11 protein-coding genes are annotated in these 12,347 nt (G+C 67.5%); 7 read left to right on the top strand and 4 right to left on the bottom strand.

Annotated elements, in window-relative coordinates:
- Positions 1–531: 531 nt before the first annotated feature.
- The 3 genes from AC069I_RS17840 to AC069I_RS17830 all read left to right on the top strand — a co-directional run bounded on the left by AC069I_RS17840 (position 532) and on the right by AC069I_RS17830 (position 3,397).
- Positions 532–1,389: a helix-turn-helix domain-containing protein gene (locus AC069I_RS17840; protein ID WP_478225959.1), complete on the top strand. Its 858-nt coding sequence runs from the start codon at positions 532–534 to the stop codon at positions 1,387–1,389.
- A gap of 70 nt (positions 1,390–1,459) precedes the next feature.
- Positions 1,460–2,968 carry a CYTH and CHAD domain-containing protein gene (locus tag AC069I_RS17835; protein ID WP_478225960.1) on the top strand — a complete coding sequence of 503 codons (1,509 nt, stop codon included), beginning with the start codon at positions 1,460–1,462 and terminating at the stop codon, positions 2,966–2,968.
- A gap of 75 nt (positions 2,969–3,043) precedes the next feature.
- Entirely contained in the window at positions 3,044–3,397 is a 354-nt protein-coding gene (locus AC069I_RS17830; protein ID WP_478233394.1) for an STAS domain-containing protein, read from the top strand.
- 15 nt (positions 3,398–3,412) lie between these two features.
- On the opposite strand, the gene AC069I_RS17825 is transcribed toward AC069I_RS17830, so the two are convergent.
- The 4 genes from AC069I_RS17825 to AC069I_RS17810 form a co-directional block, all read right to left on the bottom strand.
- Complete coding sequence (locus tag AC069I_RS17825) at positions 3,413–4,855, bottom strand: DNA polymerase ligase N-terminal domain-containing protein (protein WP_478265866.1); 1,443 nt, start codon at positions 4,853–4,855, stop codon at positions 3,413–3,415.
- A gap of 127 nt (positions 4,856–4,982) precedes the next feature.
- Positions 4,983–7,007 (bottom strand): ABC transporter ATP-binding protein, encoded by a 2,025-nt coding sequence (locus AC069I_RS17820; RefSeq protein ID WP_478225963.1) that lies wholly within the window; start codon positions 7,005–7,007, stop codon positions 4,983–4,985.
- Positions 7,007–8,740 carry an ABC transporter ATP-binding protein gene (locus tag AC069I_RS17815; RefSeq protein WP_478225964.1) on the bottom strand — a complete coding sequence of 578 codons (1,734 nt, stop codon included), beginning with the start codon at positions 8,738–8,740 and terminating at the stop codon, positions 7,007–7,009. Before AC069I_RS17815 ends, AC069I_RS17820 begins: the two co-directional genes overlap by 1 nt.
- A 31-nt stretch (positions 8,741–8,771) precedes the next feature.
- Complete coding sequence (locus AC069I_RS17810; protein WP_478225965.1) at positions 8,772–9,407, bottom strand: TetR/AcrR family transcriptional regulator; 636 nt, start codon at positions 9,405–9,407, stop codon at positions 8,772–8,774.
- A gap of 271 nt (positions 9,408–9,678) precedes the next feature.
- On the opposite strand from AC069I_RS17810, the gene AC069I_RS17805 reads away from it, so the two are divergent.
- From AC069I_RS17805 to AC069I_RS17790, 4 genes are read left to right on the top strand one after another with little or no spacing between them, the layout of a single operon-like run.
- On the top strand, positions 9,679–10,905 hold the full coding sequence (locus AC069I_RS17805; protein WP_478225966.1) for a sensor histidine kinase: 1,227 nt from the start codon (positions 9,679–9,681) through the stop codon (positions 10,903–10,905).
- Positions 10,902–11,336, top strand: a complete 435-nt coding sequence (locus AC069I_RS17800; protein WP_005159022.1) for a roadblock/LC7 domain-containing protein — start codon at positions 10,902–10,904, stop codon at positions 11,334–11,336. The genes AC069I_RS17805 and AC069I_RS17800 overlap by 4 nt, the downstream gene beginning before the upstream one ends.
- 19 nt (positions 11,337–11,355) lie before the next feature.
- Positions 11,356–11,739 (top strand): DUF742 domain-containing protein, encoded by a 384-nt coding sequence (locus tag AC069I_RS17795; RefSeq protein WP_034307728.1) that lies wholly within the window; start codon positions 11,356–11,358, stop codon positions 11,737–11,739.
- Entirely contained in the window at positions 11,714–12,331 is a 618-nt protein-coding gene (locus tag AC069I_RS17790; RefSeq protein WP_478225967.1) for a GTP-binding protein, read from the top strand. Before AC069I_RS17795 ends, AC069I_RS17790 begins: the two co-directional genes overlap by 26 nt.
- Positions 12,332–12,347 lie beyond the last annotated feature (16 nt).

The following is a 12,347-nucleotide window of genomic DNA, read 5'->3' as shown; positions in this document are numbered from 1 at the left end:
GGGCAGGGGGGGGGGTGGGGGGGGGGTGGGGGGGGGGGGGGGGGGTGGGGGGTGGGGGGGGGGGGGGGGGGGTGTTGGGGGGGAAAACCAAAACCCCCCCCCACGACCCCCTCGACCCACGACCAGGCCGAAGGCGCCCGTTCGTCCCTTCAGACGCAGCGAAGGGAGCCCTCACCCCATCTGTCAACCTCACCCAAGATCAACCTAAGCTACGTGACATCGGGTTCTAACGACCCGAAACACTCACGACCCACCCGACCCGCACCGTGCCGCCTCGCTCCCGGCTGCCCGCCCGCGGGAGGCGCCAGGGCGACAAGCGGCGGTCTGCCGTGCCGCAAGAAATCCACTTCCGGATAACTCGCCCGCATTCCTTTCGTTCGCTATAAAGTTAAAGAACGCTTCGCTCGCGAAGGTGCTTCGCTTGCGAAGTGGCCCTTCGCAGAAATGCGCGAGCGCAAGTTATCAGCAGTTGAGGTGAATCACCGCGTGGCTATCACCGCGCGGCCGGAGTTCGGCCCTATTTTGGCCCGCATGGTTGAGAAGGATTCGACGGCGCGGACCCGGGAACTGGGCCACCGCATGAAGGCGTTCCGGCAGCGCAGGCACTTCAGCGGAGCCGACGTCAGCCGCCGTAACGGCTGGTTGCAGAGCAAGGTCACGAGGTGGGAACAAGGGCTGCGTGAGCTGTCCATCGTGGACGCGGCGCTGTATCTCGCGACCTGCGGCGAGGCGGAGCCCGAACGTGACCTGCTGCTGGAACTGACCCAGCCCGGCGGTGACCTCTACTGGGTTCGGCCGTATTTCGACGAACTCGTCGATCCGATGAAATCCCTTGCTATCCAAGAGAATCTCGCGCACAGCCTGGTGCGCTACGAGTCGTTGACCCTCCCCGGGCTGCTCCAGACCGAACCGTACGCCCGCACCGCCTTCGAGCTGATCGGCAACCGCGACCAGGCTCAGCTGGACCAGGTCGTGAACGCCAGGATGGAGCGGCAGCGGCTGCTGCGGCGCGATCGTCCGCCGAGGTGCCGGTTCTACGTCCACGAGCGCGCGCTGCGTTCGGTCGTCGGCTGCCCCCGGATCATGCACGAGCAACTGCTCCACCTCGTCCTGTCGGCGAACCTGCCGTATTGCTCCATTCGTATCGTCCCGGAAAGCGACGGAGTGGGCATGGTGCTCGAGAATTCGTTCACCATCATGGAATTCACGGAACATCCGGCGGTGGTGTACACGGATTCCTATGCGGCCGGGGTGTTCATCGACGATCGGGTGGCGGTCGAGGCCTATTATTCCCTTGTCGCGAGGCTCGAAAGCGATACCCTGACCGAGGAGAGATCACGCCAGATGCTCGCCGAATGGGCGGACCGGTACGACCGGATGGACGAGTGAGCCGTCCGGGGTTTCCCGCGGTCACCTACTGGGGTAATCCTTCCTGGTAGCCGAGGAGAAGGAGTTCGTGGTGACGAAGACGCAGGGTGGTGCCCCGGTCGCCGAGACGGAGATCGAGCGGAAGTACGACCTGGCGGCCGACAGGCCCATCCCGCCGCTGGTCCCGGTCGGTCCCGTGGCAAACCAGGCCGAGCCGAGGGTCGACGTCCTCGACGCCACGTACTTCGACACCTCCGACTTCCGGCTCGCGCAGGCAGGTATCACGCTGCGGCGGAGGCTGGGCGGAAGTGACGAGGGCTGGCACCTCAAACTCCCGGTCGGCGAAGACCGGCGAGAGGAGCTCCGCCTCCCGCTGGCGGGCAAGCCGGACAAGGTGCCGGGCGCGCTGGCGAAGCTCGTCAGGGCGCACACCCTCGGCGCGAAGCTCGTCCAGGCCGCGCATCTTCGCACCGAGCGCACCTCGTACGCCTTGCTCGACGCCGAAGGCCGCGAGCTCGCGACGCTGACCGACGACGTCGTCACCGGCGAAGCTGGCGGGGAGAAGGCGCACCTGGACCGCTGGCGGGAGATCGAGATCGAGCTCTCGCCCGGTGCCGATCCCGAAGTGCTCGACAGCCTGGACCAGGCTGTCCTGGAAGCGGGCGCGGAGCGGTCGAGGTGGCCGTCGAAGCTCCGCCGCTTGACCGACGACCTCGTGCCCTCGGCCGGGGGAGCGTCGGGTTCGGTGCTGGCGGACTATCTCGCCGCGGAGCTGGACGCGTTGCGACGCAACGACATCGGCGTCCGCCGGGACGCCGAGGACGCGGTGCATCAGATGCGGGTCGCGAGCAGGCGGTTGCGCAGCGCGCTGCGGACCTTCCGGCGCTCCCTCGATCCGGACGTCGCGGACGGGCTCGCCGCCGAGCTTCGCTGGCTCGGAGGCGAACTCGGCCCGGCGAGGGACACGGAGGTGATGTCCGCGCGCCTGCACGACGAGGTCAGGGCGTTGCCGGTCGAGCTGGTGCTGGGCAATGTCGAGCAGCTGATGACGCGGCACTTCGCGCGCGAAGCGGAAGAGGCCAAGGCGCGGGCGATCCGGGCGCTCGACAGCAAGCGGTACACGGATCTGATGCGGGCATTGGAAAAGCTCGTCCGCAAACCGCGGAAGATCAAGGACGATAAGAAGGAACTACGCAAGGCGGTTGCTCGTTCGAGCCGGAAGCTGGGCAAGGCCGTCGCCGCGGCGAGCGAACTGGAGCTCGGTGCGGAACAGGACGCCGCACTGCACGAGGTGCGCAAGAAGGCCAAGCGAGCCCGGTACGCGGCGGACACGGTCAGGCCGGTGACCGGCAAGAAGCTTCGAAAATGGCGAAAGAACGTCAAGGCGGTGCAGTCCACGCTCGGCACGCATCACGACATCGTGGTCACCAGGGAGGTCTTGCGGCTCCTGGGCCTGCGCGCGTACGCCGAGAACGAAAACGCTTTCACCTATGGGGTCCTGCACGGACGTTCCATCGCCGCCGCCGAGTCCGCGCACCGGCGCTTCGCCGGGCAATGGCAAGACATGGGTAAAGGTTCTCGCCCGAAATGGCTCAAATGAGGTAGCCCGGGTTGACCTCTCGCCCTCGCCGAGTACCGTCGAGGGGACTTGGTGGTCTGGAGAGAGGCGCTCCCAATGTTGCCTGGCCAGCGCGTACCCGGCGAAGCCCCGCCCCTGGCCGTGACCACCAGCCGCCGCAAGGACGGCGTCCTCGTCCTTACCGCGGTGGGCGAGATCGACGCGGCCACGGTCGGACGGTTCCGCACTGAGCTCACCGGTGCGTGTGTCACGGGTAAGCAGGTGATCCTGGACCTCTCCAGGGTCGGTTTCCTCAGTTGCGCGGGTTTGCACGTGCTCGAGGAGGCCAACGCCGTGGCGCCCCGGTTCTCGGTGATCGTGAAGACCCCGTTGGTGTCACGGATCCTGGACGTCAGCGGAGTCGGAGCCGACCTCGACGTTCGACGTGATGTGGAGGATTTGCGGCTCTAGGCCGTGTCCTGGGCGTTAGACCCCGCCGAGCTCGACCTCGTCGGCGGTGACGTCCGGCAGCAGACCGCGCCAGCGTGGGTTGCGCAGGCAGCCCGCGTCGGTCCAGCCGCCGAAGACGACCTCGCCGACGATGGTCGGCCGTGACCAGCGCGCGTCCCGCGCCTGCTTGTCCGGGACGGAGTGGAACGGGGATGTCTTGCGCTCCAAGCGGAACAACCGCCGGGAGAGCTCCGCCAGTTCGTCGCCCGCGAAGCCGACGCCGACGTTACCGATGTACCGCAGGCCATCCCCGTGCGGGACGCCGAGCAGCAGCGAGCTGAACGTGTCCGCCCGGCTGCCGCCGCCCGGCCGCCAGCCGCCCAGAACCACTTGCTGCACCAGGGTTCCGGTGATGGAAAGCCATTCTCCGGTGCGCCGTCCCGGGTGGTACGCGGAGCCGGCCCGTTTGGCGACGACGCCGGCGAGCCCGTGTTCGCGGGCCGCCCGCGTGACCGCGCCGCCATCCCCGAGGTAGTACCGCGGGACCTGCCAATGCGGTCCGCCGAGCCCGAGTTCGTCGAGGAGTTCTCGTCGTTCCACATAGGACGAGCCTAGGCACGAGCGGCCGTCGAGATGCAGGAGGTCGTTCACCAGGTAGAACGCCGGATACCGGGAGGTGAGCCGTTTCGCGGAATTCTTCGTCGCCCGCGCGCGATGCCCGAGCCCGTCCGGACTCGGCTTCCCGCCGTCGAAGACCACGATCTCCCCGTCCAGAAAGGCTTCCGTGGCGCCGAGTTGCTCCCCGAGGCCGCGGAATTCGGGATACAGCCCGGTGACGTCGTCCCCCGAATCGTCGTAGGCGGTGATCCGTCCCCCGGACACCCGGATCAAGGCGCGGCGCCCGGACCAGTCGAATTCGTAGGCCCAGTCCGCGTCTTCGCTCGTCGAAGGAAGCCGCCCCGGTTTGGCCAGCATCGGGGCGAGGAACGAGGGGAGTCCCGCGCGGCCGGGATCGGCCGGATCGAGCCTCTTGAGCAGCCAGCCGTTGTCCCTGCCGTCCTTCTTCACGTTGAGGAACAGGTATTTCCCGCGTGCTCGCTCGCCGTGGAAGACGACTTCGACCTTGTGGTCGTTGAAGTGCAGCGTTTCGTACCGGCCGGTGTCCCAGATCGTCATGGTGCCGCCGCCGTATTCGCCCGCGGGTATCTCGCCTTCGAAGGTGAGGTATTCCATCGGGTGGTCTTCGGTGTGCACGGCGAGCCGTTCGAGATCCGGCGACATCGGCAGGCCCTTCGGCACCGCCCAGGAGACGAGTACTCCGTCCCGTTCGAGGCGGATGTCCCAGTGCAGGCTGCTCGCGTGGTGCTCCTGGATGACGAACAGATCGTCGGAACCGGTCTTCCCGTCGCGATCCGGAAGGGGCTCGGGAGTCCGCCCTGGTCTGCGCTTACGGCGGTATTCGCCGAGTTTCTCCGCCATGGTCGGCCAGCGCACCCCTCTCCGGATCCGGTCACGCAAAGCCTAGCGCCGTTCACGCCCCTTCCGTACGTCGAAGGCCCCTTTTCCCACGGTAACAGCAGGAAAAGAGGCCTTCGCGCGATGCGGTTCAGTCGGTTTCGGCCAGCGCCTCCGCGAACTGGGCGGCATAGAGCCGGGAGTACGCACCACCGGTGAGCAGCAGTGTTTCGTGGTCGCCCTGTTCCACGATCGATCCGTTCTCCATCACCAGGATGACGTCCGCGTCGCGGATGGTGGAGAGCCGGTGCGCGATGACGAAACTGGTCCGTCCTTCGCGCAGCGAATTCATCGCCCGCTGGATCAGCACCTCGGTCCGCGTGTCGACGGAGCTGGTGGCCTCGTCGAGGATGAGTATCGCGGGCTTCGCCAGGAACGCCCGCGCGACGGTGATCAGCTGTTTCTCGCCGGTGCTGACCGTGCCGCCCTCGTCGTCGATCACCGTGTCGTACCCGTCGGGGAGAGTGCGGACGAACCGGTCGACGTGGGTCGCCTTGGCGGCCGCGACGATCTCGTCGTGCGTGGCGCCCGCCGAACCGTAGGCGATGTTCTCCGCGATGGTGCCGCCGAACAGCCACGCGTCCTGCAGCACCATGCCGGTCTTGGCCCGCAGGTCCTCGCGGTCCATCCTGGCGATGTCGACGCCGTCGAGGGTGATCCTGCCGCCGTCGAGTTCGTAGAACCGCATGAGCAGGTTGACCAGCGTGGTCTTCCCGGCGCCGGTCGGGCCGACGATGGCGACGGTGTGCCCCGGTTCGACGGTGAGCGACAGGTCCTCGATGAGCGGCGTGTCCTCGGTGTACCGGAACGACACATGCTCGAACTCGACCTGGCCCCGCACGTTCTCCACGCGCGCGGGTTCGGTGGGCTCGGGTTCCTGCTCGTCCGCGTCGAGCAGTGCGAAGACCCGCTCCGCGGACGCGATCCCGGACTGCAGCAGGTTCGCCATGCTGGCGATCTGCGTGACCGGCTGGCTGAACTGCCGCGAGTACTGGATGAACGCCTGGACGTCGCCGAGCGACAGCGTCCCGGACGCCACCCGCAGCGCGCCGATCACGGCGACCAGCACGTAGCTCAGGTTCCCGATGAACATCATCGCGGGCTGGATGGTGCCCGAGATGAACTGCGCCTTGAAGCTCGCTCCGTAGAGCGTGTCGTTGTGCTCACGGAAGACCTCTTCGGCCTCCTCGCGGCGGCCGAACACCTTGACCAGCGAGTGCCCGGTGTACATCTCCTCGATATGCGCGTTGAGCCGTCCGGTGGTGGACCACTGCTTGATGAACTGCGGCTGCGCCTTCTTGCCGATCTTGGCCGCGACGAGCACCGACGCCGGAACCGAAAGCAGCGCGACGAGCGCCAGCAGGGGCGAGATGACGAACATCATCACGAGCACGCCGACGACCATCAGGAGCGACGACACGATCTGCGCGAGGGTCTGCTGCAGGGACAGCGCGAGATTGTCGATGTCGTTGGTCGCCCGGCTCAGCACCTCGCCGCGCGGCTGGCGGTCGAAGTAGCTCAACGGGAGCTTGGCGAACTTCTCCTCGATCCGCTCACGCAGGTCGAACACCGCCCGCTGGACCAGGTTCGTGGTCAGCCTTGCCTGCAGCAGCGAGAAGAACGACGCCACGATGTAGAGCAGCAGGACCCACAGCAGGACCTGGCCGACGGCGTCGAGGTCGATGCGCCGGCCGGGGACGAAATCGATCCCCGAGTACAGGTCGGCGACGGTGTTGTCGCCCGCGGCCCGCAGCCCGGCGATGACCTCTTCCTTGCTCACGCCCGCGGGCATGTCCTTCGCGACGACGCCCGCGAAGATGAGGTCCGTGGCCATCCCGAGGATCTTCGGGCCGATGACGCTCAGCGTGACACTGGCGATGCCGAAGAGCAGGATGCCGTACAGCACGGCGCGCTGCGGCTGCAGCAGGCGCAGCAGCCGTTTCAGGGATCCCTTGAAGTCCAGGGCTTTTTCGGCGGACTGCCCGCCCATGAAGCCGGCGGGGCCGCGCCCGAAACCGCCTCCTCCGGGGCCGGGTCCCCGTGCCGCGCTCGCGCGCTCGCCCACCGGCTCGGCCGGGGTGTTCTTGGTGTCCGAAGTGGACTCGGGCGCGCTCATCAGGCGGCCTCCCGCTCGGTCAGCTGGGACAGCACGATCTCCCGATAGGTCTCGTTCGTGTCCATGAGTTCGGTATGGGTTCCGCTGCCGACGACGCGGCCTTCGTCGAGCACGACGATGCGGTCGGCGTTGCGGATCGTGCTGACCCGCTGCGCGACGATGACCACGGTCGCCTCGGCGGTCTCCGCCGCGAGCGCCCGCCGCAGCGCGGCGTCGGTCGCGTAGTCGAGCGCGGAGAAGGAGTCGTCGAAGAGGTAGATCTCGGGACGCCGCACCAGCATCCGCGCGATCGCGAGCCGCTGGCGTTGCCCGCCCGAGACGTTGGTCCCACCCTGGGCGATGGGGGAGTTCAGCCCCTCCGGCATCCGCTCGACGAAGTCCTTGCCCTGAGCCACTTCCAGCGCGTGCCAGAGCTCTTCGTCGGTGGCGTCGGCCTTGCCGTAGCGAAGATTGCTCGCGACCGTCCCGGCGAACAGGTACGGCTTCTGCGGCACCAGCCCGACGGCGTCGGACAGCACGGTCTGATCCAGTTCGCGGACGTCGACGCCGTCGACCCGCACCGAGCCCTCGGTGGCGTCCATCAGCCGGGGGATCAGGTTGAGCAGCGTGGTCTTGCCGCTGCCCGTGCTGCCGATGATCGCGGTGGTCTCGCCGGGCAGGGCCAGCAGCGAGATCTCCTGCAGCACCGGCTTCTCCGCGCCGGGGTAACGGAATTCCACATCGGACAGTTCGAGCCGTCCGTGTACCTCGCCGGGGCTGACCGGGTTCGCGGGGAGGACGACGCTGGTGTGCGTGTCGAGCACCTCGGTGATGCGCTCGGCGCTGACCTCGGCGCGGGGCACCATCATGAACATGAAGGTGGCCATCATGACCGCCATCAGGATCTGCATCAGGTAGGACAGGAACGCGGTGAGCGCGCCGATCTGCATGCTGCCGTCGTCGATGCGCAGCCCGCCGAACCACAGCACGGCGACGCTGGAGGCGTTCATCACGAGCATGACGATGGGGAACATCAGGGCCATCAGCCTGCCGACGACGAGCGAGACGTCCAGCAGTTCGGTGTCGGCCCTGGTGAACCGCCGCCGTTCGTGCGTGTCCTTGACGAACGCCCGAATCACGCGGATCCCCATGATCTGCTCGCGCAGGATCTGGTTGATCTTGTCGATGCGCTCCTGCATCAGCCGGAACGCCGGACGCATCTTCGCGATGATGACCCCGACCGAGATACCCAGGATCGGCACCGCGAGCACGAGCAGCCACGAGAGGGTGACGTCCTGGTTCAGCGCCATGATGATGCCGCCGAAGCACATGATCGGCGCGGAGACCATCAGGGTGAAGGCCATCAACGTCAGCATCTGCACCTGCTGGACGTCGTTGGTGGTGCGGGTGATCAGCGACGGCGTCCCGAATTGGCCGACTTCGCGGGCGGAGAAGTCCTGGACCCGGTGGAAGATCGCGCCGCGGACGTCCCGGCCGACCGCCATCGCGGTCCGGGCGCCGTAGTAGACGGCGCCGATCGAGCAGGCGATCTGCACCAGCGACACCAGCAGCATGACGCCGCCGACACCGAGGATGTAGTCGATGTCGCCCTTGACCACGCCGCCGTCGATGATGTCGGCGTTCAGCGTGGGGAGGTAGAGCCCGGCGAGGGTCTGGACGAACTGCAGCAGCACGATCAGCCACAGGTCTCGCCGGTACGGGCGCAGGTGAATGCGCAACAACTTCGTCAGCACAACGGTTTCTCCCCCAGTGGTGGGTAGGGTGTCACTGCTTCTTCGGGTTCGCGCCGGTGAGCGAGGGGATGCCCGCCGCGGCCTCGTACAGGAGGACGTCGAGCGTCTCCAGGAACGGCCTGGAGCCCTCGTCGATCAGCCAGCTGAAGAACGCGGTCTTCACCGCGGACTCCACGATCGCCGCCATGAGCCGCGCGTTCAACGCGTTTTCCGCGCCCGCGCCCGCACGCTCCAGGATGGCGTCCGCCAGTACCTGTTCGACCTTGGCGTGCGCCTTGAGGAACTCGCCCTGCACGGACGGGTGCAAGAGCAGTGACCGCGCCAGCTCGACCGAGCCGCGATTCGGTTCTCCCAGGCTGCCGTAGGCTTCCAGCGTCGCGGTTCCGACAGCCTCCCACAGCGCCTCTCCCGAAGGCCGCTCGCGCAGCGCCTCCCGCAGGAGTTCCTGTCGTTCGACGATGAACGAGCAGATCGCCTCTTCCTTGCTGGAGAAGTAGTTGTTGAACGTGCGTGGCGAGACCCCGACAGCGGTGGCGATGTCCTCTACGCGGACCTGTTCGACGCCTTTCTCCATGGCGAGCTTGAGCGCAGCCTCGCTCATCGCGCGACGGGCCGCTCGCTTCTTGCGTTCGCGCAGCCCCAAGGGCGCGGCCGGGTCCGGGGTCATGCCGTCAGCCTAGAGAAAAGTTGCGTGGCACGCAAATTTATGCGCACTACGCACTTTTCGGACATCCCCCGTGGCGCAGGACACCCAAGATGAGCCGAATGGCCTAATGTGCACCGCTCACCAGCCGTAATGCGTTCGTGACCCCGTCACTGCCAGCGGTTAGACGGAAACCGACTGTGGACACGGATAGTGACTTCTGCTTGCATGGCCGTCGTTGTGCTGGGGAGTGCGACACGGGTCCGGGTATGCGAAGAGAAAGAAGTGGAAGCACATGGTGACGCGGGCTCGAGGCTTGCTTGACCGCTCACGGGTTCTTCTGGACCGTTCCAGGGTCGCCGCGGCGCAGTTCCTCGCCGCACCGCCCCGGCACGCTCCATCGGTTCCGCCGGTCGAACAACCGGTGGAACAGCGCCCGGCGGTGGAGGCGCCGGACGCCGGCGCGCTCGCCGGGGTCTGCTCCAATGTCGCGCTGCGCGACCTCAACCTGCTCGATCAGTTGCTCGCGCAGCTGGAGACGATGGAGGCGGGGGAGGAGAACTCCGACCGCCTCGCCGAGCTCTACCGCCTCGACCACCTGGCGACCCGGTTGCGGCGCAACGCCGAGAACCTGCGTGTCCTCGCCGGCCGTGACGCCGACGACACGACCACAGGGATCTCGTCCGTGCTCGACGTGATGCGGGCCGCGATGTCGTCGATCGACCACTACTCGCGGATCACGATCGGCCGCGTCGTTTCGCTCGGTGTCGTCGGTTTCGCCGCCGAAGACGTCAGCCGGATCCTCGCGGAGCTGTTCGACAACGCGGCGAACCAGTCTTCGCCGAGTTCGCCGGTCAGCGTCAGCGCGCATCTGACCGAACAGGGAAGCGTGCTGATCCGCATCGAGGATGAGGGCATCGGCATGCCGCCCGAACGCCTCGCCACGTTGAACGAGCGGCTGGCGGCGGGTCCGGTGCTCGACGACGATTCCGTGCGGCATATGGGTCTCGCGGTCGTCGGCAGGCTCGCCGACCGGCACGAGATCACCGTGAAGCTCGACCGCCGCACCCCGCACGGCACGGTCGCCACCGTGCTGCTGCCGGTCCCAGTGGTCTCGGAACTGGTCGAAAAGCAGTGGTCCGGCTCGCAGACGGTCGTGCTGCCGCAGGCCAGGATCACCAACGGCGCGCCCGTGGGGAACCCGGTCGCGACACCGTCCGGGCTGCCGCGGCGCCGCCCGGCCCCTTCGGCGGCACCGGAACCCGAACGGAAGCCCAGCCCGCGTCCGCGCACGGCCTTCGAACCACCCGCCGACGGCGGCACCACGGCCAGCGGTCTGCCGCGCCGGGTTTCCCGCAGTATCAGGACTTTGCCCGACGAACCGGCCCCGCCGACCACCCCGTCCGCCGACGCGGCGGACGGGCACGAGGCGCTGCTGGCCGACCTCGATGCCTTCACCGACGGCGAGCGTGCCGCCCTCGACGACCGGCACGAGCGTGAGACCGGAGGAAACACCCAGTGACCGCCCAGGACGCGACCACGGATTTCACGTGGTTGCTCGACGACTTCGTGCGCAAGGTGCACGGTGCCAGCCACGCGCTGATCATGTCCGTCGACGGCTTCCCTTTGACCGCGTCGGAATCGGTGTCCAGCGACGACGCCGAGCAGCTCGCGGCCATCGCGAGCGGTCTGCTCAGCCTCGCGGGCAACAGTGCCGCGCTGTTCGGCAAGGGCAACTGCGAGCAGATCATCATCCGGCTCACCCGCGGATACTTCCTGTTCATGGGGATCGGTGCCGAGGCGGGTCTCGCGGTGCTCACCGAACCGGACTGCGACATGAAGGTCGTCGCCTACGAGATGACCCAGTTCATCACCAACGCCGGTCACGCGCTCACCCCCGAGGTGCGAGCGGGACTCCGGCAGGTCCTGACCGCCCGACGGCCGCAGGCCTGACAATCCGGAGAAGGAAAGGATGACCGTGTCCAGCGACCAATCTCCGGACCGGCCCGTCAAGATGCGCAGCCGCAGAATCCGGCCGTACGCGCTGACCGGCGGCCGGACGAAGAGCAGCCAGCTGCTGCTGGTGGAGACCTTGATCTCGGTCCCGCGTTACGACCCGTCACTGGCCGAAGCGCTGATGCCCGAATCGCGCTCGCTGTACGAGCGCGCCCGGGATCGTTCGTCGATCGCCGAACTTTCGGTGGGACTGGATCTGCCACTGGGCGTGGTCCGGGTGCTCATCGGCGACCTCGCCACCCAGGGCGCCGTTTTCGTGCACCCGACGGCCCACGCCTACAACCACGATACGAACGTGCTCGAGAGGATCCTCGATGGACTCAAGCGCCTCCCGGTCTGACCCCAGTCTGCTGGCGATTTCCGCCAAGATCGTGGTCGCCGGTGGATTCGGCGTGGGCAAGACGACCTTCGTCGGCTCCGTCTCCGAGGTCCCGCCACTGAGCAACGAGGCCTGGATGACCGAGGCGGGGGCCGGCGTCGACGAGCTGGTGCCGCCCGGAACCAAATCCACCACCACGGTCGCGATGGACTTCGGCCGGATCACCCTGCGTGAGGACCTGCTCCTGTACCTGTTCGGCACGCCCGGACAGGCCCGGTTCTGGTTCCTCTGGGACGACCTCTCGCGCGGCGCGCTCGGCGCCGTCGTGCTGGTCGACACCAGCCGGATCGACCAGTCGTTCGCCGCGATCAACTACTTCGAGAACGACTCCGAGCTGCCGTTCATCGTCGCGGTCAACCAGTTCGAGGGAATGCCGGTGCACGACCTCGAAGAGGTGCGCGACGCGCTGGCGCTGTCCCCGGACATCCCGCTGGTCACCTGCGACGCCCGCGACCCGAAGTCGGCGGTCGCGACGCTGCAGGAACTGGTGTCGCACACGCTGTCCCTCGCGGTGGTCTCCGGGCCTGGTCGCGAGTTCGCCGCACTCAGCTGAACGGTTCTGGGAGGAA

The sequence above is a fragment of the Amycolatopsis sp. NPDC043885 genome (assembly GCF_056435685.1).
This window is presented reverse-complemented; position numbering and strand designations above follow the sequence as displayed.

What these genes read in the sequence shown, in the direction of transcription:
- AC069I_RS17840 (WP_478225959.1), top strand. Translation starts at nt 532, where the DNA reads ATGGTTGAGAAGGATTCGACGGCGCGGACCCGGGAACTGGGCCACCGC.
- AC069I_RS17830 (WP_478233394.1), top strand. Translation starts at nt 3,044, where the DNA reads ATGTTGCCTGGCCAGCGCGTACCCGGCGAAGCCCCGCCCCTGGCCGTG.
- AC069I_RS17825 (WP_478265866.1), bottom strand. Translation starts at nt 4,855, where the DNA reads ATGGCGGAGAAACTCGGCGAATACCGCCGTAAGCGCAGACCAGGGCGG.
- AC069I_RS17820 (WP_478225963.1), bottom strand. Translation starts at nt 7,007, where the DNA reads ATGAGCGCGCCCGAGTCCACTTCGGACACCAAGAACACCCCGGCCGAG.
- AC069I_RS17810 (WP_478225965.1), bottom strand. Translation starts at nt 9,407, where the DNA reads ATGACCCCGGACCCGGCCGCGCCCTTGGGGCTGCGCGAACGCAAGAAG.
- AC069I_RS17805 (WP_478225966.1), top strand. Translation starts at nt 9,679, where the DNA reads ATGGTGACGCGGGCTCGAGGCTTGCTTGACCGCTCACGGGTTCTTCTG.
- AC069I_RS17795 (WP_034307728.1), top strand. Translation starts at nt 11,356, where the DNA reads ATGACCGTGTCCAGCGACCAATCTCCGGACCGGCCCGTCAAGATGCGC.
- AC069I_RS17790 (WP_478225967.1), top strand. Translation starts at nt 11,714, where the DNA reads ATGGACTCAAGCGCCTCCCGGTCTGACCCCAGTCTGCTGGCGATTTCC.